Genomic DNA, 23,054 nt, shown 5'->3' on the forward strand with positions numbered 1-23,054 from the left:
CCGGTGGACTTCGCGTACGCGGTGCACACCGAGGTGGGGCACAAGTGCATCGGGGCGCGGGTCAACGGCAAGCTGGTGCCGCTGGAGTCGACGCTGTCCAACGGGGACGTGATCGAGATCTTCACGTCGAAGTCGGCCACGGCCGGCCCGACGCAGGACTGGCTCGGGTTCGTGAAGAGCCCGCGGGCGCGTACCAAGATCCGGCAGTACTTCAACAAGGAGCGCCGCGAGGAGGCGATCGAGGAGGGCAAGGAGGCGATCGTCAAGGCGATGCGCAAGCAGGGGCTGCCCCTGCAGCGCATGCTCACCGCCGACACGCTCATGACGATCGCCCGCGAGCTGCACCTCGCCGACGTCGCCTCGCTCTACGCCGCCGTGGGGGAGAGCCAGGTCTCCGCGCAGAACGTGGTGTCCCGGCTCGTCGCGCTGCTGGGTGGCGTCGACCACGCCGAGGACGAGCTGGCCGAGCGTGCCACCCCGTCGACGGTCACCCGCCGCCGCGCGACCGGCGACGCCGGCGTGCTCGTCAAGGATGCCTCCGACGTGTGGGTGAAGCTCGCGCGCTGCTGCACCCCGGTGCCCGGCGACGACATCCTCGGCTTCGTCACCCGCGGCGGCGGGGTCAGCGTGCACCGCACCGACTGCACCAACGCCAAGGAGCTCCTGGCGACCCCGGAACGCCTCGTCGACGTCGAGTGGGCGCCGTCCGACTCCTCGGTGTTCCTGGTGGCCATCCAGGTCGAGGCCCTCGACCGGCACCGGCTCCTCTCCGACGTGACCAAGGTGCTCGCCGACGAGAAGGTGAACATCCTCTCGGCCTCGGTCACCACCTCCCGCGACCGCGTCGCCGTCAGCCGGTTCAGCTTCGAGATGGGCGACCCGAAACATCTCGGGCACGTGCTCAAGGTCGTCCGAAGTGTGGAGGGCGTCTACGACGTCTACCGGGTGACCTCGGCGTCCTGAACGATCCTCCCGGCCGGCTCAGGGTGAGAGGCTCCGCTGGACGCCTCGGCGCGCCGTCCGGGCAGCTCAGAGCAATGCGGTAGGACGGGCGTCCTCCGTCTGACGTCTCGGCGCGCCGTCCGGGCAGCTCAGAGCAATGCGGTCATCGGCACCCCCGCGAGTGTCCTGACCTCGCGGGCCAGGTGTGCCTGGTCCGCGTACCCGGCCCGGTAGGCGATGGACGCGAGCCCCGCGCCCCGCCCCGGTGATCGTCCGCTCCGCGCGCGCCGGGCCAGCCGGACCGCCCGGTCGAACCGCACGACCCGCTGCAGCACCTTCGGCCCGTAGCCGAAGCCCGCCAGCGACCGCCGGTGGAGCTGCCGCTCGCTCCATCCCAGCGCGTCCGCGACCGCCGCCACCCGCTCGCCACGCGCCACCAGCTCCAACAGCCGGGGCGCCGCCGGATCCCACCCCGCACCGACCGCCGCGACCGCCGCCGCCAGCACCTGCTCCGCCGCGAGCACGGACGGCGCCGCGGCCAACTCGTCACCGAGGCGCCGCACCCGGTCGGCCGGCCACAGATCGTCCAGGTCGACCCGCTCGTCCCGCACCGCCGACGCCGGTACACCCAACCCGGCCGGTGCCCGCCCCGGCCGGAACCGCGCCCCGACCAACGTCCCGGCGGACAGCGCCGTCGGGTGCGCACACGTGTCCGGCCCGGCCACGAACAGCCGCCCGGACTCGCGGTGCCACATCACGTCCGCACACGCGTCCGGCACCACGTTGACCACGGACGCACCAGCCGCCGCCTCAGCGGTTGACGTCCGCGACCACGTGCACGCGAGGACCTCGTGCGCACTGCGCCGTTCGACGTAGTCGGTCACGACCAGCACTATGCCAGTGTGGGATTGCCTCGCTCCGCTCGGCGGTTCGCGGCCTGTTCCCGGCGTCTTCCCTCCTGCGCGCGAAGACGCAGGGCTCGTACCTCGCCGCGTCTTCGTGCTCGTCAGTCCAGACGCCGGCGGCCGCTCACGGGTTGGACTGCCTCGCTCCGCTGGGCCGTTCGCGGCCTGTTCCCGGTGGCCGCTCACGGGATTGACGACCGTCTTCGAGCTGGGCTTTTGCGTGACCCCGCGGGCTAGGCGGCCGTGGCCGAGGTGATCGTCACCGGGGTGGTCGGCGCGCCGTCCTCGGCGCCGTTCTGGCCCGGGGTGACGCCGCCCGCCGCGATCTGGTCCAGCGTCGCCAGGCCGGTCGTGTCGATGGTGCCGAAGACGTTGTAGTCGGGGGTCAGCGTCGAGTCGCCGTACACCAGGAAGAACTGGCTGCCCGTGGTGCCCGGGCCCGCGTTGGCCATCGCCGCCACACCGCGCTGGTAGATCACCGTGCCATTGCCCGCCGGCGCGGCCGGCAGGTCCTTCGGCAGCTCGTCCGGTACGACGTAGCCCGGACCGCCCGTGCCGGTGCCCTCCGGGTCGCCGCACTGCAGCACCTTCAGGGCCGCCGACGTGGTCAGCCGGTGGCACACGGTGTTGTTGAAGAAGCCCTTGCTGGCCAGGAACACCATGCTCTGCACGGTGCACGGCGCCTTCGCGGCGTCGAGCTTGATCGCGATCGCGCCGGCCGACGTGGTGAGCGTCAGCGTGGTCGCGGTGGCCGGACCCTCGTCGGGCGGCAGGCCGACGGCCGGCTGCTTGCCCGACTGGTCGGCCTTGAACTTGCAGTCGCCCGAGGTCGCCGCTCCGCCGCCCGACGCCGACGGCTCAGCCGACGGCTCGGCGGAATCGGAGGAAGGCTCGGTCGACGCCGGCGAGAAGTCGCTGCCTCCGCGCTGGTCCGAAGCGTTTTCCTTGGCGACGCAGCCCGCCAGGGTCAGCGCGACCGCCGCGATGACAGCCGCCGTACGGATCACCTTCACTCCTTCACCGCCTGCTTGATCTGGACCGGGGACTTCGGGGTGCCGTCCTCGGGACCGTTCTGGCCCGCGGTGATGCCCCCGGCCGCGATCTTGTCGAGCACGGTCAGACCGGCGGCCTCGACCGTGCCGAAGTACGTGTAGTTCGGGGGCAGCGTCGAGTCGCCGTAGACCAGGAAGAACTGGCTGCCGCCGGTGTTCGCGCCCCCGTTGGCCATGGCGACCGTGCCACGGGGGTAGGTCACGACCTGGGTGCTGCCGTCCGGGCTCTGACCAGGCGTGAATTTCTGGGCGGCCGCCAGCTCGTCCGGGATCGAGTAGCCGGGACCACCCGCGCCGGTGCCGAGCGGGTCACCGCACTGCAGCACCTTCAGGCCCGCCGACGCCGTGAGCCGGTGGCAGGTGGTGCCGTCGAAGAACTTCTTGGTCACCAGGTGCTCCATGCTCTGCACCGTGCAGGGCGCCTTGGCCCGGTCGAGCGTCAGTGGGATGTCGCCCTGGTTCGTCTTGAGCGTCACCTTCACCGTGCCCGTCTTGGGCGTCTCCGCCGGGTCGTCGGGCATGCCGACGTCCTTGCCGTCGGGCGGCGTCTCGCTCGGGTTGTCCTTGTAGCCGCACGCGCCCTTGCTCGTGTTGGCCGTCGAGGAGTCGTCCGGGCTGGTAGCGGCCTCGCTGTTGTTGTCCGGGCCGAGGTTGACGAGCCAGTACACGAGCCCGACCGCGGCGATCACCACGACCGCCGTGATGCTCGCTCCCCAGATACGGCGCCGCTTCGCGCGTTCCGCGCGGCGGGCCAGCTGACGCTCCAGCTTGCGCTTGGCCGCCTGCCGGCGCTGCTCGTTGCTCGGCACCGGGCACCCCTCCAGACTTCAGACCAACACCAGGCCGGCAGTCTATGGGTAGGCCGGGTAAGGCCCGTGTGGGAGGTCACCGGAAAAACACAGCGACCATGTAAACGCTGCTGTTGTTCACAAACCTGTCGGTAGGGGTGTGACCGCGAGGGGGTCGGAGTGAGAAGCTGGATACCGATTGTGGCCGCTTAGTGACAAGGTGGGCTCTATGCAAGACAGGCGGGACGACGGGACGTCGCCGTTCGCCGAGGAGTTGGAGCGTCTCCTTCGCAAACGAGGCCTGTCCTGGCGCCGTCTCTCCGACCTCATCGGCTACACCCCGAGCTGGCTCTCGAAGATCAAGCACGGGGCGCCGCCGTCGGCCGAACTGGCCCGCAAGTGCGACCAGGTCCTGGAGGCGGAGGGACAGCTGATCGCGCTCGCCGCGGCGACGGGCGGGCCGGTGCGGCTCGCGCAGCTGCCCGCCGCGGCGGCCACGTTCGTCGGTCGTGACGCGCAACTCGCCGAGCTGATCAGGATCCTCGCGAGCACCGGCGCGCCCGGCGTGCCGCAGGCCATCGCGATCGACGGGCCGCCCGGCGCCGGCAAGACCGCGCTCGCGCTGCGGGTCGCGCACGCGGTGGTCGAGCACTACTCCGACGGTCAGCTCTACGTCGACCTGCGGGGCTACTCGCCGGACGGCCGGCCGCGGATCGTCGACGAGGTGCTCGAGGAGTTCCTGACCGCGCTGGGTGTGCAGATGGACGTCATCCCGGCGGCGCTGGAGGCCCGCGCCAAGCTGTACCGCTCGGTGCTCGCCGACCGGCGCGTGCTGGTCGTGCTGGACAACGCGGCCGGCTCGCACGACCTGTCGCCGCTCGTGCCGGCGTCGTCGACCTGCGGGGTCGTGGTGACGAGCCGCAAGCGCATCACGGGCATCGAGCTGCGCGGCGACAACCGGGTCACGCTCGGCCCGATGGCCGAGGAGGAGTCGATCACCCTGCTGCGCAAGGTGATCGGCGCCGAGCGGGCCGCCGCCGAGCCGGACGCCGTCCGCGCGCTCGCCGGCCGCTGCGGTCACCTGCCGCTGGCGCTGCGCATCGCGGCCGAGCGCGTGGCGACCCACCCGCATCACTCGGTGAGCCTGCTGGTGGAGGAGCTGGCGACCGAGGACGAGCGGCTGGACGGCTTATCCACCGACGACTCGGTGGCGGTGAAGACGGTCTTCTCGTGGTCGTACCGGGACCTGTCCCCTGACGTGGCGCGGATGTTCCGGCTCATCGGCCTGCACACCGGCTCGCACTTCCGCACGGGTGCCGCCGCCGCGCTCGCCGACCAGCCGATGACCCAGGCCAGACGGATCCTGGACCGCCTGACGGCCGTGCACCTGCTGGAGGGCCTTGGCAACGACCGCTACCGCATGCACGACCTGTTACGCGTCTACGCGGCCGAGCTGGCGGCCACGGAGGAGCCGGTCGCGGAGCGCACGCTCGCGTCGCGGCGCATGGTCGACTGGTACCTGCACAACGTCTACGCGGCCAACCACGCCCTCGCCCCGCAGCGGCACGACCCGGTGCTGGAGAAGTCCGAGTTCGGCGTCGACATCGTCGACTTCGACTACGACTCGGCGCTCGAGTGGTGCGAGATCGAGATGTCCAACATCGTGATGGCCACCCGCATCGCCTACGAGCTGGGGGAGTACGTCTCCTGTTGGAAACTCCCCGCCGGCTCGTTCAACTACCTGCTCCTGCGCAAGCGCTGGAGCCTCTGGGTGGCCTCCCACGAGGTCGGCGTGGAGGGCGCCCGATCCGCGAAGGACCCCTACGGCGAGTCCTGGGTGCTCAACAACCTCGCGATCGCCTACCGCGAGGTGCGCCGGGTCGAGGAGGCCAAGCAGACCTTCGAGAAGGCCCTGGCCATCCGGATGGAGATCGGCGACAAGGTCGGCCAGGGCTGGACGCTGACCGGCGTCGGGTTCGTCGGCTTCGACCAGTCGCAGTTCGACGTCGCGGCCCAGCACTTCGCCCACGCGTTGGAGCTGTTCCGCGAGGTGGGCGACCGGCACGGGGAGGGCATCGCGCTGGCCAACCTTGGCGCGGCGCACAGCGCGTTGCACGAGTTCGACCGCGCGGTGCCGACGCTGGAGGAGGCCCTGGACCTGTTCGGCGACCTGGAGGACCGCTACGGCGAGGGCTACACGCTGGTCAAGCTGGGTGACACGTACTCGGAGCTGAAGCAGCCGACCGAGGCCCTGGACGTGTTCCAGCGCGCGCTGGAACTGCGCCGCGAGGTGGGCGACCGCTGGGGCGAGGGGGAGACCCTGCAGAAGAGGGGCCTACTGCTCAAGGACATCGGCCAGCACGACGACGCGGCGGAGTGCCTGCGCGCGGCGGTGGCCATCTTCGACGAACTGGGCGACCCCCGCGCGGCCGACCTGAAGGAGCTGCTGGCGGAGGTCAGCTCATCCTGAGCGCCTCGTACATCTGCTCGAGGAACCGCTGCACCTCGACGGTTCCCGCGACCTTCACGGGCGCCCGGCCCGTGCCGGCCGTGCTGGTGATGTACGCGTCGCTGGCGATGGGCCGCTGGTCGGAAACTATCTGACCGCGGGTGTGCGTTCCGGTGAGCTCGATCGCGAGCGGCATCTCGCGGTAGGTGGCCAGCTTGGGGTCGAGCATGATCGCGGCCGCGAGCGGGTCGTGCAGCGTGCAGCCGGGCGTGCCGAACATCTGCGCGTAGAACGCCGCGTAGTGTTCCAGCAGGCCGCTGGCGAACTCGGCACGCGGTCCGGACAGCGCGCCGACCGCCGTCAGCCACTCGTCGCCGACCCGCGCCTGTTCCGTGGCGTCCAGCGCGACGAGCGTCAGGTCGCCGAAGCCCGCGCCGAGCACGAGGTCCGCGGCCTCGGGGTCGTGGAAGAAGTTGGCGTCCGCGTACGGGGTGATGTTCCCCGGCACGGACACCGCTCCGCCCATGATCACGACCGAGCGGAGGAGCTTCGGTAAGTCCGGTTCGAGCAGCACGGCGAGTGCGATGTTGGTCAGCGGGCCGAGCGCGAGCAGCGTGTGCTCACCCGGTTCCGCGCGCGCGAGCCGCACGAGCTGCTCGGCGGCCGACTCCGACACCGGTTTCCCCCGCGGCGGGGCGCCCGCTCTGCCCCCGAGGCCGTCGGACCCGTGCACGAACTCCGCCGTCTGCAGCGGCTGGGCGAGCGGCCGGGCGGCCCCCACCGCGACCGGCGCGTCGATGCCGACGAGTTCGAGCACCCGTAACGCGTTCTGTGCCGCTAACGGGGAAGGCACGTTGCCGTGAACACTACCCACCGCGACGATCTCCGCGTCCTCCTGGGCCGCGAGGTACATGATCGCGAGGGCGTCGTCAACCCCCGGATCGGTGTCGAGAATGATGCGCACGCTGTGGCACTCAACCAGACAACCCGGCCGGAAAGAAAGACCGGGGGGCAAGATCGGTGCCGGCGATAGGGTCGCTATATGCGCGTGTGTGTTTTCTGCGGATCATCACCAGGTAAGGGGCCGTCCTACCAGGACGCCGCCCGCGAGGTGGGCTCGGTGTTCGCCGAGCGCGGTGTGGAGCTCGTCTACGGCGGCGCGAGTGTCGGCACGATGGGCGTCGTGGCCGACGCCGTGCTCGCGGCGGGCGGGACCGTGCACGGCGTCATCCCGCAGAGCCTCGTCGACCGCGAGGTGGCCCACCCCGGCCTCACCACCCAGAAAGTCGTCGCCAACCTGCACGAACGCAAGGCCGAGATGTCCGCGCTCGCCGACGCGTACCTGGCCCTGCCCGGCGGCGCCGGCACGCTCGAGGAGCTGTTCGAGGTCTGGACGTGGGCCCAGCTGGGCCTGCACACGAAGCCGATCGCGCTGCTCGACGTGGGCGGGTTCTACCAGCCGCTGCTGCGGTTTCTCGAAAACGTGTCCGCCGAGGGCTTCCTTGCCGGCGACTTTCGCGAGATGCTGATTGTCACCGCTTCTGTCGCGGAGGCACTCGAACGGTTCTCCGGGTACCGCCCTCCGTCGACAAAGTGGGATAAATCTCACGGCGTGTGATCACCGACCGCGAACCGTGACTCCCCCATTCGGTGTTTCCCTAAACTGTCAACGTCTCAACACTGTTCGTGGCCGCCGTGACTGCCCATAGTGGGCTGCATACGGCCGGTGAAGAGTGTTGACAGTGCGTCAATCAGGGGACGAGCCGGTCGAACACCTCAGCCACAGGTGGAACTGACAGGGGAGAACGGATGCACACCGCAAAGGCGGGGGCCGGGCAGGGAGAGCAACCGGCACGCGCCGACCAGCACGAACACTCGCCGGAGATCGTGGCGCCGAGGACGTCGGGGGACCGTCCGCTGCGGACCGTCGGTTCGTCGCGCCGGCGCTGCGAGTCGTGCGGCCAGCTGATGGCCGACCCGCCGACCGGCCTCATCGAGCGCTGGCACTGGGACGAGGCCGCCTCCGACGTCGTCGCGGCCGCTCGCGGCCGGGGCGACTCGATCGCGCTGATCATGATCGACCTGGACCGCTTCAAGGACGTCAACGACAGCTACGGCCACCTCGCCGGGGACGCGGTGCTTCGCGGCGTCGCGGACGTGATCCGGGACTGCACCCGCGAGGGCGACCTGGCCTGCCGCTACGGCGGTTCGGCCGGTGACGAGTTCCTGGTGCTGCTGCCCGCCTCCGAACTGGACGCCGCCCTGGCGGTCGCCGAGCGGATCCGCGCGGGCATCACGGGCATGTCGGTGACGGCCAAGGTCACCCGTGAGCTGTCGGCCACCATCGAGGGCCAGACCGCGTCGATCGGCGTCGCCACCTACAGCCTCGGCGACCTGGTCGAGCTGGACCTCGAGGACCTGATGCTGGACGCCGACGTCTCGCTGCGCGCGGCCAAGCGCCACGGTCGCGACCGAATCTGCGTGGCCAACATGGACGTCTCGGGCAACCGCGCGTCGGGCAGCCAGGCCGGCCGCCGGCTGACCACGTGGTCGCGGTTCCGTCGCCTGCGGTCGGTGTAGCGCCACCCACTAAGGTCGGTGCGTGCTCGTTGTCGGGTTTCCCACCGGTGCCTTCCAGGCCAACTGTTATCTCGTCGCGGCGGGTGAGGGTGAGCCGTGCGTGATCGTCGACCCCGGACAGGACGCGGTCGAGCCGATCACCGAGGCGCTGCGCAAGTACCGGCTCTCACCGGTCGCGGCGCTGCTGACGCACGGCCATTTCGACCACGTCTTCTCGGTGACCCCGATCTGCGACGGCAACGACATCGCGGCGTGGATCCACCCGGACGACCGGGAGATGCTGAGCGATCCGATGAAGGGGATCAGCCAGCAGGGCCTGTCGTTCTTCGGCGGGCGCCTGGAGATGCGGGAGCCCGCCGAGGTGCGCGAGCTGGCCGACGGCGCGGAGCTGGACCTGGCGGGCCTGTCGCTGACCGTCGACCACACTCCCGGCCACACGCGCGGCTCGGTCGTGTTCCACAGCGCGCTGGAGGAGGGCGGCCGGGTGATGTTCGCCGGCGACACGCTGTTCGCCGGCTCCATCGGCCGGACCGACCTGCCCGGCGGCGACATGCGCACGATGACGGAGACGCTGCGCACCAGGATCCTCCCGCTGCCCGACGAGACGGTGGTGCTGCCCGGGCACGGCAACAGCACGACCATCGGCAGGGAACGCGCGACGAACCCCTTCCTCCTCGAGCTGGACCCCGACGCGACCGGTCCCGCGAGGGGAATGTGACGTGGCGGAGCAGCAGCCGGAGCGGGTCCCGCTCAACCTGACGGAGCTGGCCAGCACCAGGCGGCGGGGCTGCGTGGCGCTGGGCGGCGCGGTCGTGCTGGGCGCCGCGGTCGGCGGCATCGTGGCGTTGTTCGCGGGCCAGACGCCCGCGCTGGTCACGGCCGCGGTCGTGGTCGTGTTGCTGACGTTCGTGTCGTGGGTCGCCGGCCGGCGCAGGCTGTGGCTCGAGGGCAGCCGTGTCGTGGCGAAGGCGCTGGGCCGCAAGCAGGTCGACCTGCGCACGGTCGACAAGATCGAGCTGATGGTCACGGACATCCGCGGCACCAGGACCGTCGGCCTGCTGCTGACCGAGGGCCGCAGGTCGATCAACATGAGCCTGGCGGTGTACTCGGGCGCGGGCGGCCGGGAGCTGGGCATCCTGGTGCTGCGCCGCCTCGCGGACGTCCTGGCGGGCAGCGACAACACGGGTGGCCTGGTGTTCTCCCAGCTCCTGGTGGCACAGCTGCGCGCCGAGGCCAAGGGCGACGCCGCGGCGGACCGGCCGCTCTACCGCCTCGCCTCGCTGGCACCGTCGGGCAAGTTCGCCCAACGCCTCAAGCCGGAGGCCATCACCCGCTTCGTGGCCAGCCTGGACTAGGCCCGAACGGACCTGAGGGATCAGGTCCGGGTTCGGTGTCCGCGCCGTGTCAGGTCCGTGACAGCGTCGTCGGTGATCGTGGTCGCGAGAAACCGCCACGAGAGGAATCCGATGACCCAGACCGTTCCCGTCCCGCACGGCCTGCCCATGGAGCGCGACGCGAGCCCCTTCGACCCGCCACGTGAGATCACCCGGCTGCGCGACGCGCGCCCGGTGAGCCCGCTGGTCTTCCCGGACGGTCACGAGGGCTGGCTCGTCACCGGCTACGACGCGGTCCGCCAGGTCATGGCCGACACCCGGTTCAGCTCCCGGCAGGACATCGGCGTCATGCACATGCCGTACGAGACCCCCGGCATGCCCGCGGCCACCGAGCCGTCCCCGCCGATGCCGGGTGTGTTCATCGCCATGGACCCGCCGGACCACAGCCGGCTGCGGAAGAGGCTCACCGGCGCGTTCACCGTCAAACGCATGAAGACGCTCGAAGAGCACATCACCGACATCACCGAGCGGCAGCTGGACCACCTGGCGCGCCTGGCCCCGCCGGTCGACCTGGTCAAGGAGTTCGCGCTGCCGGTGCCGTCGCTGGTGATCTGCGAGCTGCTCGGCGTCCCCTACGCGGACCGCGAGAACTTCCAGGTCAACTCGGCCAAGTTCCTGGTCAAGGACCAGCCGCTGGAGGAGAAGATGGCCGCGCTGGGCGCACTGACCGGATACCTGGCCGAGCTGGTCACCCGCAAGCGCGCAGAACCCGGCGAGGACATCCTGTCCGACCTGGCCCGCCACGACGACCTCACGATCGAGGAGCTGACCGGCGCCGCCTTCCTGCTGCTGCTCGCGGGCCACGAAACCACCGCCAACATGCTGGCGCTGGGCACCTTCGCGCTGTTGGAGCACCCCGCGCGGCTGGCCGAGCTGCGCGCCGACCCGGACCTGCTGCCCGACGCCGTCGAGGAGCTGATGCGCTACCTGTCCGTCGTCGACATCCTCTACCGCTACGCCACGGAGGACATCGAGGTCGGCGGTGCGACGATTCCCGCGGGCTCGACCGTCGTCGTCTCGATGCTGGCCGCCAACCACGACCCCCGCCGCTTCGACAACCCGGACACCCTCGACCCGCACCGCAAGGCCCGCGGACATCTGTCCTTCGGCCACGGCATCCACCAGTGCCTCGGCCAGCAGCTGGCCCGCATCGAGATGCGCGCCGGTTTCGGCGGACTGCTGCGCCGCTTCCCGACCCTGGAGCTCGCCATCCCCGCCGGCGAGGTGCGGCTCAGGACCGACATGAACATCTACGGCGTCCACGAACTGCCGGTCACCTGGACCGAAACGGCCAAGTAGACGCCCGTGGCAAAATCGGCCGCGTGCAGATCGGGATGCTTGGTTCGTTCGAGGTTCGCACGGACGACGGCGTCCCAGCCGACGTGCCGGGCGCCCGGTTGCGCGGACTGCTGATCGCACTCGCGCTCGAACCGGGTCACGTGGTCCCGAAGTCGGCGCTCGTCGACTGGATCTGGGGTGAGCGCCCGCCGGCCGACGCGGCGAACGCCTTGCAACGCCTGGTTTCCCGGCTGCGGAAGGTGTTGCCGGACGGGACGGTCGAGGGGCAGCCGAACGGCTACCGGTTGACGGTGGCACCCGACGCCGTCGACGCCGTGCGGTTCGAACGGCTCGTCGCCAGGGCCCGCGACGACGAGGACCCGGAGCGGCTGCGCGAGGCCCTCGCCCTGTGGCGCGGCGCGGCCATGCAGGACGTCGGCCTGCAGGACAGCCCGGCGTTCGACGCGGCGGTCACCCGGCTCGAGGGCCTGCGCCTGACCGCCCTGGAGGACCGGTTCGACGCGGAGATCGGCCTCGGCCGCGGTGCGCGGCTGGTCTCGGAGCTGACCGACCTGGTGGCCGCGCACCCGGTGCGCGAACGGCTCGTCGCCGCGCTGATGCGTGCCCTCGTCGCGACCGGTCGCGACGCCGAGGCGCTGCTCGTGTACGAGCGCACGAGGGAGGTCCTGGCCGACTCCCTCGGCGTCGACCCCTCGCCGGAACTGTCCGAGCTGCACGTCGCGCTGCTGCGGGGCGAGGTGGGTCGGCCGCAGGAGAACCGGAAGACCAACCTGCGCGCCGAGCTGACGAGCTACGTCGGCAAGGACGACGACGTCGCCGCGGTCCGCGAGCTCGTCACCGGGCACCGGCTGACCACCCTGGTCGGGCCGGGCGGCTCGGGGAAGACCAGGCTGGCCACGGAGACCGCGCGCACGCTGCTCGACGACCTGCCGGACGGGGCCCGGCTGGTCGAGCTGGCGGCCATCGGTGCCGACGGTGACGTGGCGCAGGCGACACTCGCCGCGCTCGGCCACCGGGACGCGCTGCTCGGCGGGGCGCCGGACGCGGCACCGGCCGACCGGGTCATCGCCGCGGTCCGCGAGCGCGAGGTGCTGCTGGTCCTGGACAACTGCGAGCACGTGATCGAGTCGGCGGCGGCGTTCGCCCACCGCGTGCTCGGCGAGTGCCGGCGGCTGCGGATCCTCGCGACGAGCAGGGAACCCCTCGGCATCACCGGTGAGGCCCTGTGGCCGGTGGCGCCGTTGGCCCTGCCGCGGGAGGACGCCGACCCCGGCGAGATCGAGTCGTCCCCGGCCGTGCGGCTGCTGCGGGACCGAGCCGGCGCGGTGCGCAAGGACCTCGCGACCGACGCCCACACGATGGCGACGATGGCGCGCGTCTGCCGGGCGCTGGACGGGATGCCGCTGGCCATCGAGCTGGCCGCGGCCAGGCTGCGCACGATGACCCTCGAACAGCTCGCCAACCGGCTCGACGACCTGTTCCGCCTGCTGACCGGCGGCAGCCGGACCGCGTTGCCACGGCACCGGACGCTGCGCGCGGTGGTCGACTGGAGCTGGGAGCTGCTCACCGAGGCCGAACGGGTGGTGCTGCGCCGGCTCGCGGTGTTCTCCGATGGCGCGAGCCTGGAGGCGGCCGAGCGGGTCTGCGCGGGCGACGCGGTCGAGGCGAGGGACGTGCTCGACCTGCTGACCGCGCTGGCCGAGAAGTCGCTGGTGGTCGCCGAGGGCGCCGGGGCGCCGCGCTACCGGATGCTCGGCACGATCAAGGAGTACGCCACCCAGCGGCTCGCCGAGGCGGGGGAGTCGGAGCCGGCGCGTCGTGCGCACCTCGCGTACTTCACCGAGCTCGCCGAAACCGCGGAGCCACACCTTCGCCGCCCGGAGCAGTTGACGTGGCTCGCCGTGCTGGAGACCGAGCACGACAACATCGGTGCCGCGATGCGCGGAGCGCTCGCGGCGGCCGATGCGGACGGGGCGATGCGCCTCGCCGCGAACGCCGCCTGGTACTGGTGGCTCGCCGGGCACAAGGTCGAAGGCAATGAGCTGATCACGGCGGCCGCGGCGGTGCCCGGCGAGGTGACCGACGAGATCCGGGTCACGGTGTACGCGTTCGTCGCGCACTTCCTCACCTCCGGACGGGCCGACCAGTACCAGGCGGCGGAGTGGATCCCCAAGGTCCACGAGATCAGCCGGCGTGTTCGCGGCCGCCATCCCGCCGTGCGGCTCGTCGCCGCACTGGAGAGCATGTTGGCATCGCCGGACGTGTCCGCGTTCGAACCCCTGCTCACCGACGAGGACCCCTGGGCACGGGCCATCGCCCGGCTCCAGCTGGGCAAGATGCGGATCGTGCTCGGCGAGGGCGGGCGGGACGCGGACGAGTACCTCGAGGCGGCCCTGCGCGAGTTCCGCGCGATCGGCGAACGGTGGGGAATCTCGTTCGCCCTCACCGAGCTGGCCGAGCGGATCGCCATCCGCGGCGACTTCGCGGGTGCGTGCGAGCACTACGAACAGGCGATCGCGATCGTCACCGAGCTCGGTGCCTTCGAGGACGTCGTGCGGATGCGGCCGCGGCAGGCGGTGTTGTACTGGCTGTCGGGGGATCGGGAGGCGAGTGCCGCGGCCATGGCGCAGGCGCAGCGGCACGCGGAACGGGTCGCCTGGCCGGAGGCGTTGGCCGAGCTGGCCCTGGCGAAGGCGGAGCTCGCGCGGTGGAGCGACGACCCCGAGGAGGCACGCAGGCAGGTCGGCGTCGCCACGGACATCCTGGGCACCGAGCAGGCGCAGGTCCGTTCGATCACCGAGACCCTGCTCGGCTACCTCGCCGAGGATCTCGACGAGGCCCGCGCACACCGCGCCGCGGCCTTCGACGCGGCGTCCGAGGCGGGGTACGCGGTCATGACCGCGCAGGTCATCGTCGGGCTCGCGGACCTGGCGCTGCGCCAGGAACAGTACGAGCAGGCGGCGCGGCTGCTCGCGGCGAGCACGAGCATGCGCGGCCTGCCGGACTGTTCACAACCGGATGTGGCCCGGATCGAGCGGATCGCGCGGCGTCGCCTCGGTGCGGTGAAGTTCACCGAGGCGACGCTGGAGGGGGCGCGGGCGGACTGGCGCGAGCTGGCCGCGGTCACACTCGCCGGGTGAACTTCGTGAGGGCCCACACGTAACCGACGACGCCGATCCCGACGCACCAGGCGATCGCGGCGATCGTGTCGCCGGCCGCCGGTGTGCCGTTGAGCAGCCCACGCACGGTCTCGATGATCGGCGTGAACGGCTGGTACTGCGCGAACTGCCGGATGCCGGGGCCCATCTTCTCGGCCGGGATGATCGCGCTGCTGAAGAACGGCAGCATGATCAACGGAACGGCGGCGAACCCCGCCGACTCCGGCGTCTTCGCGGCCAGGCCGAACGCGATGGTCATCCAGGTGACGGCGAGCACCGTGAGCACGAGGAGCCCGGCCACGGCGAGCCACTGCGGGAAGGTCGCGGACGGGCTGAACCCCATCAGCAAGCCGACACCGACGATGGCCGCCATGCCCACCACGGTGCGCAGCAGAGTGGACACGACGTGACCGGTCAGCACCGCGCCGCGGGAGATGTTCATGACCCGGAAGCGGTTGATGATCCCGTTCGTCATGTCGGAGTTCACGGCGGTCGCCGTGGCGCCCATCCCGTAGCAGACGGCCAGCATGATCATGCCCGGTGTCGCGTAGTCGACGTAGTCGCCGCCGACGCTGAAACCGCCGCCGAGCACGTACACGAACATGAACATCATGACGATCGGGAACAGGATCGCGTTGAACCAGATGACCGGGTTCCGCATGGTGTGCCTGAAGTTGCGGCGCAGCATGGTCGCCGAGTCGGTCAGCGGTGAGGAAGTGGTGCTCATCGGGCCATGGCCTCCGTGCTCGAGTGACCGGTGAGGGCAAGGAAGACGTCGTCGAGGTCGGGCATGTGCACCGTGAACTCCTCGACGTCGATCGCGTACTCGTCGAGCCGGTCCAGCAGGGTCCGCACCGATCGCACGCCACCGTCGCTGGGCACCCGCAGGGCGAGGCTCTCCTCGTCCGGGGTGGAGTCGGGCAGGATCCGCGTCGCCGCGCCCAGTCGCGCCGCGTCGGCGAACCGCAACCGGACGTGGCCGCCGGGGATCTGTCGCTTCAGCTCGGCGGGCGTGCCCTCGGCGACCAGACGGCCCTGGTCGAGTACCGCGATCCGGTCGGCGAGCTGATCGGCCTCGTCGAGGTACTGGGTGGTGAGGAAGATGGTCGTCCCGTCGGCCACCAACCCGCGGACGATGTCCCACATCATCCGCCGGCTGCGCGGGTCCAACCCGGTCGTCGGCTCGTCCAGGAAGATGATCCGCGGCCTGCCGACGAGCGTCATCGCGAGATCCAGCTTCCGGCGCATGCCCCCGGAGTAGGTCGCCGCCATCTTGCGCGCCGACTCCGCCAGGTCGAACTGCGCCAGCAGCCGCGTGACGACGCGCTCGCCCTCGTCGTTGCCCAGGTGCAGCAGATCCGCCATCAACCGGAGGTTCTCCTCACCGGTCAGCAGGTCGTCCACCGACGCGAACTGACCGGTGACCCCGATCGCCGCGCGTACGGCCCTGGTCTCGGACGCGATGTCGAACCCGGCGACGCGCGCCGTCCCGCCGTCGGCCTTCAACAGTGTGGTCAGGATGTTCACCGTCGTGGTCTTGCCGGCCCCGTTCGGACCGAGCAGGGAGAAGACCGTGCCCGCCCGGACATCGAGGTCGATGCCGGCCAGCACGGCTTTGTCCTGGTAGGCCTTCCGCAGCCCGGACGCCGTGATCGCTGAATCTGTCATGCGCCCACTGTCACCGGACGGCCTGACACCGCCCCGCCCCCGGCCTGACACGGCACCTGACACGGGGGTGCGCCCGCTGACGGTCGGCTGTTCGCCCGGTCCGTGCCGGCCGGTGCGCCTACTCGGTCTGCCTGGCGGGTCGGGGTCGGCGGGCGGGGGGACGTTCCCGGTCCGGCTCCGGGCCCCGCTCCCCCGGGACCGCCCGCTCCCGCACCGGCGCTCCGTCCCGTGCGCTCGCTCCCTCGCGTGGTCGCTCCCGCACGGCCGACCGCTCCCCGCGACCGGCCTCCCGCGGCTGATCGGCCGACCGGCCGCCACCGGCGTCCCGCGGCTGACCGACCGGCCACTCCCGTTCGGCGTCCCGCCGCCGCCCGGCTGACCGCTCCCGTTCGCGGTCGGCGTCCCGCGGCGCACCGGCCGACCGGGTGCCACCGGTGTCCTGCGACCGACCGGCCAACCGCTCCCGTTCGGCGTCCCGCCGCCGACCGGCCGACCGCTCCCGTTCGCGATCGGCGTCCCGCGGCTGATCGGCCGACCGCTCGCCACCGGCTGCCCGCGGCCGACCGGCCGGGCGATCCCGCTCCGCCGGAGGCTGGCGTGGCTTCCTCGGCGCCGGCTCCTCCTCGACCGCCGGCTTCTCCTGTGCGGCCACCGCCGCCGCCAGTGCCGTGGTCAGCGGCACCGCCGCCACCAGCCCGATGCTGCCGACGAGCGTGCGCACGATCTCCTGCGCCACCGACTGCGACGTCAGGATGTTGCCGATGCCGACCCCGGAGATCGACGAGTACAGCAGCAGCGGCAACGCCGCGCCCGCATAGGCCATGACCAGCGTGTTCACTGCCGACGCCACGTGGTCGCGGCCGATGCGCAGGCCCGCCGCGTAGAGCTGTCGCCGCGTGAGCGACGGGTTCGCCGCGCGCAGCTCCCAGACGGCACTCGTCTGTGTCACCGTCACGTCGTCCAGCACACCGAGCGCGCCGATGACCACCCCGGCCAGCAGCAGCCCACGCGTGTCGATGGGCCTGTTCAGCAGCCCGACCAGCGTCGCGGTGTCCTCGTCGATCCCGGTCAGCCTCGCGAACGCCGCCCACAGCGCGCCGAGCACGCCGATCAGCGTGAGGCTCACCATCGTCCCGAGTACGGCCGTGGACGTGCGCGCGGTCAGCCCGTGCGTCAGGTACAGGACCACGAACATGATCAAGCCCGCGCCCACCACCGCGACCAGCAGCGGGCTCTCGCCGGCGAGGACCGCGGGCAGGACGAAGAACACCAGCACCGCGAAGCTGATCACCAGCGCGGCGAGCGCCTTCACGCCCTGCCAGCGGCCCAGCACCAGCACCGCCAGCGCGAACAGTCCCGCGAGCAGGACCAGTGGGATGTTCCGCTGGAAGTCCACCAGCTGGTAGGACCGGCCGTCGGTCGGGTTGCCGCCGCCGTAGGCCAGCACCACCTTGTCGTCCACCGCGAACCGCGGGGTGGCCGGCTCGATGGGGACGATCGTCCTGATCTCCCGGTTCGCCGCGGCGCCCTCGGTCATCCGGACCGTGACCACGAGGCACTTCCCGCTCTGGTCATCCGCCTGCGCGTCGCCGTTGCACGCCCCGGTGCTCGCGGCCGTGACAACCCCGTCGACGGGAGTGCCGACGCCGGCCTGGACCTTGGTGCTGCCGCCGAACGGGTACAGCCACACCGTGCCGACGGCGGCCGCGACCGCGAAGGGGATCAGCAGCACCGCGATGATCGTGCGGACCCGGCGCGAGACCGGCTCCGCCGGGGTGTGCCCGTGACCGTGGCCGTGCCCGGTCGGCAGGGCAACCTCGTGCTCGTGGTCGTTCCTGGCGCGCCTGGTCCGTTCGCGTGGTTCGCGCCTGGTCGGGCCGCGCTCATCCACCTCGTCCGGTTCGTCCCGGCCGTGCCTGGCACGCCCCGCCGCGTCGACGACCCGGGGGATGGGTTCGGTCTCGCCCTCGTACACCCGCGCAGTGTGTCAGGCCGTCAGTGGAGCACTGAACCGGAAGTGACGCGCGAGGAGGTCGTCGCACACCGCGACCGCCGCGGCCAGCCGCTCGTCCCGCGAACCGGTGAGCTTCACCCAGGGCACGCCGCGGTCGGCCAGCAGCTCCTCGAACCGTGCCGTCATCCACTCCCGCCGGTGCTCCCCGTCCCGCCAGCCGTCCTGCTCGAAGGGCACCCCCACATGGTCGGTGAGCAGGTACAGCGCGGGCCGCCGGTCCGTGCGCAGGTCCGGGTGCGCGGCGCCGAGGTACCGCTCGCACCACACGGTCGCCGCCCACGCGTCGTTGTCGCAGACGAGGAGCGGACCGCTCCGCCGCGCCGCCAGGTCCTCCCGCGCGGCCTGCGCGCGGGCGACGTCGGCGAAGTCGCCGACGGTCCAGACCAGGTCGTCCAGCGGGGGGGGAGTGCCGCCGGCCAGCGCGGGCGCGGCGGCGAGCGTGTCCGCGGTGTGCCGGCGGCCCTCCGCCGCGACCCATTCCGTGCGGTAGCGGGCCGCGAGCGCCCGGCTGAGCGTCGTCGTGCCGGTCGACTCGGCGCCGACCACGACGACCCGGGCGCAGAGCCCGGCGCGCGTGGCGGGGGCGAGGCGGTCCCAGTGGCCCGGCGTGTCGGCCCGCACCGCGGTTCCGGACACCGGCACCACCGTCCGGTCCGGGTCCACCGGCACGTGCTTCGCCCCCAGCCGGCTCGCCATCTCCGCGCCGTAGGCCTCGCTCGAGAACACGGCGTCGACCACTGCTCCGGCGGGGTCGCCGTCGGCGATGGCCCGCCGGCTGAGCACCGACCGCAGCACGCCCATGTGCAGGTCCCAGATCGCGTCGTCGTGGAAGTCCATCGGGTGGTCGTCGACGTCGCCGATGATCGCCACGCCGGCGTCGGCGGCGTGCTCCTCGGCGAGCCAGCGCACCCGGTCGGCCAGCGGGATGGACTCGACCGAGGCGGCGAGCACCGCCACCGTGGTCCGCCGCGCGCGAGCCGCGGCGGCGCGGACCAGCCGGTGGTGACCGGCGTGGGGCGGGTAGAACTTCCCCAGCACGAGGGCGTGGTTGAACATGCCAGCATCGTCCCCCACCGTCGCCGGCGCGCCGCCGACCGGTCGACGGTTTCCGGATACCGCTTGCCTTGCGGGTATTGGCATCTGTCACATTCCCGTTACTCTGAGAGACGTCGCATCGACCACATTGAGGGAGGTCACATGGACGCCGTTGAGCTGGAGGTCTGGACCACTCCGGACTTCGTCGAGTACGAGACTCCGATGGAGGTCACCGCCTACGCGATGCGTATGGAGGACTGACCACGACCCTGCCGGCGCGGGTCCCGAGGGTGTCGCGCCGGCAGCCCTTCAGCGGAGGTCTCGTGCTGTGACCCGCACCGCCGACGAGTTCGTCGCCGAGCTTCGCGGCCTGTCCCACCGCTACTGGGGCACTCATCCGTTCCACCAGCGCATGCACGCGGGCGACCTGACCCGGCACGAGCTGCGGACCTGGGCCGCCAACCGCTGGTACTACCAGTGCATGCTGCCGCGGAAGGACGCGGCGATCATCGGCAACTGCCCGGTCCCGGAGATCCGGCGCGCCTGGCTCGACAGGGTCGTCTACCACGACGGACGCTCCGACGCCGACACCGAGAGCGGCCGCGAGCGCTGGCTTCGCCTGTGCGAGGCGGTCGGTCTCACCCGGGCCGAGGTCCTGGACGAGCGGCACGTCGTGCCCGGGGTGCGGTTCGCCGTCGACGCGTACGTGACGTTCGCGCGCACCCGGCCGTGGCTGGAGGCGATCGCGTCCGGGCTCACCGAGATGTTCTCCGGCCACCTCATGCAGCGGCGCGTCGCGGACATGCTGGCCAGGTACGACTGGATCTCCCGCGACGACCTGGCCTACTTCACCAACCGCATCGAGGCGGTCTCGGCCGAGGGAAAGTCCACTTTGGACATCGTGGTGCGGCACAGCGTCACGGCCGAGCAGCAGGACGCCGCGATCGCCGCCCTGTCGTTCAAGTGCGACGTGCTCTGGGCCATGCTGGACGCGATCGAACGAGCCGCCCGCGAGCGGAGCTCGCGGAGCGAACCATGAGCACACACGCCAACGTCAGCGGCGTGTCGAAGAAACCCAAGCTGCGCAAGGGAGTTCGGCTCACCTTCGACAGGACCAGGGACACGCACGTGCTGCTGTTCCCGGAGGGCGTGCTCGTGCCCAACGCGACCGCCGCGGCCGTCCTGTCCCTGTGCGACGGCGAGTCCACTGTGGAGGAGATCGCTTCGGCGTTGGGCGAGCGGTACCGGGGCGTGCGCGCCCAGGACGTGACGGACGTGTTGGCACGCCTGGAAAGCAGAAGGGTCCTGGAATGGACGTGAGCCCGCCGCTCGGCATGCTGGCCGAGCTGACGCACCGCTGCCCGCTGCACTGCCCGTACTGCTCGAACCCGGTCGAGCTGGTCGCCCGCCGAGACGAGCTGACCACCGACCAGTGGCTGGCCGTGCTCGACGCGGCCCGCGACATCGGCGTGCTGCAGGTGCACATGTCCGGCGGCGAGCCGCTCGCCCGGCCGGACCTGCCGGTGCTGGTGGCCCGCGCGTCGGACCTCGGCTGCTACGTCAACCTCGTGACGAGCGGCCTCGGCCTCACCGCCGAACGGCTGGACGACCTCGTCGAGCGGGGACTCGCGCACGTGCAGCTGTCGGTGCAGGGCCCGGACGCCGCCGGCGCGGACCGGATCGCCGGCACGCGGGCGCACTCGCGGAAGTTGGCCGTCGCCGCACTGGTCACGGCCCGCGACCTGCCGTTGACGGTCAACGTCGTGCTGCACAGGGCCAACCACGACGTCGCCGCGCTCATCGCACTGGCGGAGCGGATGGGCGCCGACCGGCTGGAACTGGCGAACACCCAGTACTACGGCTGGGCACTGCGCAACCGCGACGCCCTCATGCCGACGCCCGCTCAGCTCGCCGCCGCGGCGCCGATCGTGCGGGCCGAGACCGAGCGGCTGCGCGGCACGATGGAGATCGTGTACGTGGTCGCCGACTACTACGAGCCGTACCCGAAGCCGTGCATGTACGGCTGGGGCGCCCGCCAGCTCACGGTCGCACCGAACGGCGACGTGCTGCCGTGCCCGGCCGCGTCGGTGATCACCACCCTGCCGACCGAGAACGTGCTGTCCCGACCACTGCGCGACATCTGGTACTCGTCGGAGTCGTTCAACGCCTACCGCGGCGAGGACTGGATGAGCGAGCCGTGCCGCACCTGCGACCGCCGCACGATCGACTTCGGCGGCTGCCGCTGCCAGGCGTTCCAACTACTGGGCGACGCGGCCGCCACCGACCCGGTGTGCTCGCGCTCCCCCAACCGCGCCGTGGTCGACCTACTGCTGCGGCCACCGCCCCGGACGCCGGACTTCGTGATGCGCGGCCCGGTGACGACCCGGTGAGGGTGCTGCTGCTCGGTACCGCGGCCGGTGGCGGGTTCCCGCAGTGGAACTGCGCGTGCCGGCTGTGTTCGGCCTGCCGTGCCAGTGACCCGTTCGTGGCGCCCCGCACGCAGGACTGCCTCGCGGTCAGCGCGGACGGTGCCGGGTGGTTCCTGGTCAACGCGTCGCCGGACATCCGTGCGCAGGTGTTGGCCACTCCGGCGCTGGCCGCCGGTCCCGGGCCGCGCGACACCCCGCTGCGCGGCGCCCTGCTGACCGACGCCGAGCTGGACCACACGCTCGGCCTCATGCTTCTGCGCGAGGGCGCCGGGCTGCGGGTGTTCGCCCCGGCCGCGGTGCTGTCCGCGCTGGAGGAGTGTTTTCCGGTCCGCGGCGCGGTCGCCCGGTACGGCGCCTGGTCCTGGGACACCGAGGTGGATCTGCCGGGCCTGTCGGTCTCGTCGTTCGCCGTGAGCGACAAGCAGCCGAAGTACGCGCGTGGTTCGGCGGCGCCCGGCCCGTGGGTGGTGGCCTACCGGATCACCGACCCGGCGACCGGGGGAGCGCTGGTGTACGCGCCGTGCCTGCGGGAGTGGCCGCCGGGCTTCGACGAGTTCGTCGCCGGCGCGGCCGTCGTGCTCCTGGACGGCACCTTCTTCTCCGCCCGCGAGATGGCGGGCACCGGGACGAGCGCGTCCGCGCAGCAGGCGATGGGACACGTGCCGATCGAGGACAGCCTGGAGCGGATCCGGTCCCACGACGGGGTGCGGTGGTGCTACACCCACCTCAACAACACGAACCCGGTACTGGACACCCGATCGGCTGAATTCGCGGCCGTGCGGGAGGCGGGTGTGGAGGTACCGCCGGACGGAACGGAGTTCGTGGTCTGACCAAGGAGGATACGATCGACGACGTGACGGAACAGGTCGTTTTGCTCGACGAGCAGGGCCGGGGCATAGGCGTGACCGACAAGGCGACCGTGCACCACCTCGACACGCCACTGCACCTCGCCTTCTCGTGCTACGTGTTCAACCCGCGCGGCGAGCTGCTGGTGACCCGGCGGGCCAGGTCGAAGAGGACCTGGCCGGGCGTGGTGACCAACAGCTGCTGCGGGCACCCGGCGCCGGACGAGTCGTTCGTGGACGCCGTGGTGCGGCGCCTCTCGGACGAGCTGGGCCTGCCGGCGCCCCGGGTCGAGCTGCTGCTGCCGAAGTTCCGCTACCGCGCGGTGATGGGCAACGGCATCGTCGAGAACGAGCTGTGCCCCGTGTTCCGCGCGGTCACCGACGCGACGCCGGCGCTGTCACCCGAGGAGGTCGACGAGTACGGCTGGATGTCGTGGCCGCTGTTCGTGAGCCTCGTGTCGGGCGGCGAGCTGAACGTGTCGCCGTGGTGCGGGGA

At 71.8% G+C, this 23,054-nt stretch carries 22 protein-coding genes; 14 read left to right on the top strand and 8 right to left on the bottom strand.

The window, feature by feature from the left end; all coding sequences use genetic code 11:
* Nucleotides 1–963: ACT domain-containing protein (locus ACJ73U_RS26440; protein WP_407780413.1), on the top strand; the 963-nt coding region annotated here is incomplete at its 5' end.
* Nucleotides 964–1,091: 128 nt separating this feature from the next.
* On the opposite strand, the gene ACJ73U_RS26445 is transcribed toward ACJ73U_RS26440, so the two are convergent.
* The 3 genes from ACJ73U_RS26445 to ACJ73U_RS26455 all read right to left on the bottom strand — a co-directional run bounded on the left by ACJ73U_RS26445 (nucleotide 1,092) and on the right by ACJ73U_RS26455 (nucleotide 3,708).
* Nucleotides 1,092–1,826 carry a DUF6597 domain-containing transcriptional factor gene (locus tag ACJ73U_RS26445; RefSeq protein ID WP_407780414.1) on the bottom strand — a complete coding sequence of 245 codons (735 nt, stop codon included), beginning with the start codon at nucleotides 1,824–1,826 and terminating at the stop codon, nucleotides 1,092–1,094.
* Between the two features lie 254 nt (nucleotides 1,827–2,080).
* Nucleotides 2,081–2,854: a peptidylprolyl isomerase gene (locus ACJ73U_RS26450; RefSeq protein ID WP_407780415.1), complete on the bottom strand. Its 774-nt coding sequence runs from the start codon at nucleotides 2,852–2,854 to the stop codon at nucleotides 2,081–2,083.
* 2 nt (nucleotides 2,855–2,856) lie between these two features.
* Nucleotides 2,857–3,708: a peptidylprolyl isomerase gene (locus ACJ73U_RS26455; RefSeq protein ID WP_407780416.1), complete on the bottom strand. Its 852-nt coding sequence runs from the start codon at nucleotides 3,706–3,708 to the stop codon at nucleotides 2,857–2,859.
* Between the two features lie 208 nt (nucleotides 3,709–3,916).
* Here ACJ73U_RS26455 and ACJ73U_RS26460 point away from each other — a divergent pair, with 208 nt between their 5' ends.
* A complete protein-coding gene (locus ACJ73U_RS26460) occupies nucleotides 3,917–6,157 on the top strand; it encodes a tetratricopeptide repeat protein (RefSeq protein ID WP_407780417.1) in 2,241 nt (746 codons plus the stop codon).
* Here the strand turns inward: ACJ73U_RS26460 and ACJ73U_RS26465 are convergent.
* On the bottom strand, nucleotides 6,144–7,100 hold the full coding sequence (locus tag ACJ73U_RS26465) for a nucleoside hydrolase (RefSeq protein ID WP_407780418.1): 957 nt from the start codon (nucleotides 7,098–7,100) through the stop codon (nucleotides 6,144–6,146). The two genes, ACJ73U_RS26460 and ACJ73U_RS26465, sit on opposite strands and share 14 nt — an antisense overlap.
* 78 nt (nucleotides 7,101–7,178) lie before the next feature.
* On the opposite strand from ACJ73U_RS26465, the gene ACJ73U_RS26470 reads away from it, so the two are divergent.
* From ACJ73U_RS26470 to ACJ73U_RS26495, 6 genes are all read left to right on the top strand, one after another.
* On the top strand, nucleotides 7,179–7,754 hold the full coding sequence (locus tag ACJ73U_RS26470; protein WP_407780419.1) for a TIGR00730 family Rossman fold protein: 576 nt from the start codon (nucleotides 7,179–7,181) through the stop codon (nucleotides 7,752–7,754).
* A 191-nt stretch (nucleotides 7,755–7,945) separates the two neighbouring features.
* The gene (locus tag ACJ73U_RS26475) at nucleotides 7,946–8,716 is read left to right on the top strand and encodes a GGDEF domain-containing protein (RefSeq protein WP_407780420.1); all 771 of its coding nucleotides are present in this window, start codon (nucleotides 7,946–7,948) and stop codon (nucleotides 8,714–8,716) included.
* A gap of 22 nt (nucleotides 8,717–8,738) precedes the next feature.
* On the top strand, nucleotides 8,739–9,434 hold the full coding sequence (locus ACJ73U_RS26480) for an MBL fold metallo-hydrolase (RefSeq protein ID WP_407780421.1): 696 nt from the start codon (nucleotides 8,739–8,741) through the stop codon (nucleotides 9,432–9,434).
* 1 nt (nucleotide 9,435) lies between these two features.
* Complete coding sequence (locus tag ACJ73U_RS26485; protein WP_407780422.1) at nucleotides 9,436–10,071, top strand: hypothetical protein; 636 nt, start codon at nucleotides 9,436–9,438, stop codon at nucleotides 10,069–10,071.
* Nucleotides 10,072–10,182: 111 nt separating this feature from the next.
* On the top strand, nucleotides 10,183–11,409 hold the full coding sequence (locus ACJ73U_RS26490; protein WP_407780423.1) for a cytochrome P450: 1,227 nt from the start codon (nucleotides 10,183–10,185) through the stop codon (nucleotides 11,407–11,409).
* A gap of 23 nt (nucleotides 11,410–11,432) precedes the next feature.
* Nucleotides 11,433–14,549 carry a BTAD domain-containing putative transcriptional regulator gene (locus ACJ73U_RS26495; RefSeq protein ID WP_407780424.1) on the top strand — a complete coding sequence of 1,039 codons (3,117 nt, stop codon included), beginning with the start codon at nucleotides 11,433–11,435 and terminating at the stop codon, nucleotides 14,547–14,549.
* Here ACJ73U_RS26495 and ACJ73U_RS26500 read toward each other — a convergent pair.
* The 4 genes from ACJ73U_RS26500 to ACJ73U_RS26515 all read right to left on the bottom strand — a co-directional run bounded on the left by ACJ73U_RS26500 (nucleotide 14,533) and on the right by ACJ73U_RS26515 (nucleotide 19,305).
* Nucleotides 14,533–15,294 carry an ABC transporter permease gene (locus ACJ73U_RS26500; RefSeq protein ID WP_407780425.1) on the bottom strand — a complete coding sequence of 254 codons (762 nt, stop codon included), beginning with the start codon at nucleotides 15,292–15,294 and terminating at the stop codon, nucleotides 14,533–14,535. The two genes, ACJ73U_RS26495 and ACJ73U_RS26500, sit on opposite strands and share 17 nt — an antisense overlap.
* Complete coding sequence (locus ACJ73U_RS26505) at nucleotides 15,291–16,235, bottom strand: ATP-binding cassette domain-containing protein (RefSeq protein ID WP_407780426.1); 945 nt, start codon at nucleotides 16,233–16,235, stop codon at nucleotides 15,291–15,293. The genes ACJ73U_RS26500 and ACJ73U_RS26505 overlap by 4 nt, the downstream gene beginning before the upstream one ends.
* Before the next feature lie 118 nt (nucleotides 16,236–16,353).
* Nucleotides 16,354–18,210, bottom strand: a complete 1,857-nt coding sequence (locus tag ACJ73U_RS26510; RefSeq protein WP_407780427.1) for a YibE/F family protein — start codon at nucleotides 18,208–18,210, stop codon at nucleotides 16,354–16,356.
* Nucleotides 18,211–18,222: 12 nt separating this feature from the next.
* Nucleotides 18,223–19,305: an AAA family ATPase gene (locus ACJ73U_RS26515; RefSeq protein ID WP_407780428.1), complete on the bottom strand. Its 1,083-nt coding sequence runs from the start codon at nucleotides 19,303–19,305 to the stop codon at nucleotides 18,223–18,225.
* Between the two features lie 141 nt (nucleotides 19,306–19,446).
* Between ACJ73U_RS26515 and pqqA the strand changes: the two genes are divergently transcribed.
* The 6 genes from pqqA to idi all read left to right on the top strand — a co-directional run.
* Nucleotides 19,447–19,545, top strand: a complete 99-nt coding sequence (gene pqqA, locus ACJ73U_RS26520) for a pyrroloquinoline quinone precursor peptide PqqA (protein WP_324913914.1) — start codon at nucleotides 19,447–19,449, stop codon at nucleotides 19,543–19,545.
* A gap of 67 nt (nucleotides 19,546–19,612) precedes the next feature.
* Nucleotides 19,613–20,323: a pyrroloquinoline-quinone synthase PqqC gene (gene pqqC / locus ACJ73U_RS26525; RefSeq protein WP_407780429.1), complete on the top strand. Its 711-nt coding sequence runs from the start codon at nucleotides 19,613–19,615 to the stop codon at nucleotides 20,321–20,323.
* Nucleotides 20,320–20,604 carry a pyrroloquinoline quinone biosynthesis peptide chaperone PqqD gene (gene pqqD, locus ACJ73U_RS26530; RefSeq protein ID WP_407780430.1) on the top strand — a complete coding sequence of 95 codons (285 nt, stop codon included), beginning with the start codon at nucleotides 20,320–20,322 and terminating at the stop codon, nucleotides 20,602–20,604. Before pqqC ends, pqqD begins: the two co-directional genes overlap by 4 nt.
* On the top strand, nucleotides 20,595–21,674 hold the full coding sequence (gene pqqE, locus ACJ73U_RS26535) for a pyrroloquinoline quinone biosynthesis protein PqqE (protein ID WP_407780431.1): 1,080 nt from the start codon (nucleotides 20,595–20,597) through the stop codon (nucleotides 21,672–21,674). The genes pqqD and pqqE overlap by 10 nt, the downstream gene beginning before the upstream one ends.
* Nucleotides 21,671–22,543 (top strand): pyrroloquinoline quinone biosynthesis protein PqqB, encoded by an 873-nt coding sequence (gene pqqB / locus ACJ73U_RS26540; protein ID WP_407780432.1) that lies wholly within the window; start codon nucleotides 21,671–21,673, stop codon nucleotides 22,541–22,543. Before pqqE ends, pqqB begins: the two co-directional genes overlap by 4 nt.
* Nucleotides 22,544–22,566: 23 nt before the next feature.
* Nucleotides 22,567–23,054 (top strand): isopentenyl-diphosphate Delta-isomerase (gene idi, locus ACJ73U_RS26545; protein WP_407780433.1); only part of this gene is annotated, 488 nt, incomplete at its 3' end.

Origin of the sequence: Actinophytocola sp., assembly GCF_045807065.1 — a bacterium.
GTDB lineage: Bacteria > Actinomycetota > Actinomycetes > Mycobacteriales > Pseudonocardiaceae > Actinophytocola.

Coding starts and splice junctions, on each gene's coding strand:
- ACJ73U_RS26475 (WP_407780420.1), top strand. CDS start 7,946: ATGCACACCGCAAAGGCGGGGGCCGGGCAGGGAGAGCAACCGGCACGC.
- pqqA (WP_324913914.1), top strand. CDS start 19,447: ATGGACGCCGTTGAGCTGGAGGTCTGGACCACTCCGGACTTCGTCGAG.
- ACJ73U_RS26490 (WP_407780423.1), top strand. CDS start 10,183: ATGACCCAGACCGTTCCCGTCCCGCACGGCCTGCCCATGGAGCGCGAC.
- ACJ73U_RS26500 (WP_407780425.1), bottom strand. CDS start 15,294: ATGAGCACCACTTCCTCACCGCTGACCGACTCGGCGACCATGCTGCGC.
- ACJ73U_RS26515 (WP_407780428.1), bottom strand. CDS start 19,305: ATGTTCAACCACGCCCTCGTGCTGGGGAAGTTCTACCCGCCCCACGCC.
- pqqD (WP_407780430.1), top strand. CDS start 20,320: ATGAGCACACACGCCAACGTCAGCGGCGTGTCGAAGAAACCCAAGCTG.
- ACJ73U_RS26505 (WP_407780426.1), bottom strand. CDS start 16,235: ATGACAGATTCAGCGATCACGGCGTCCGGGCTGCGGAAGGCCTACCAG.
- pqqE (WP_407780431.1), top strand. CDS start 20,595: ATGGACGTGAGCCCGCCGCTCGGCATGCTGGCCGAGCTGACGCACCGC.
- ACJ73U_RS26460 (WP_407780417.1), top strand. CDS start 3,917: ATGCAAGACAGGCGGGACGACGGGACGTCGCCGTTCGCCGAGGAGTTG.
- ACJ73U_RS26470 (WP_407780419.1), top strand. CDS start 7,179: ATGCGCGTGTGTGTTTTCTGCGGATCATCACCAGGTAAGGGGCCGTCC.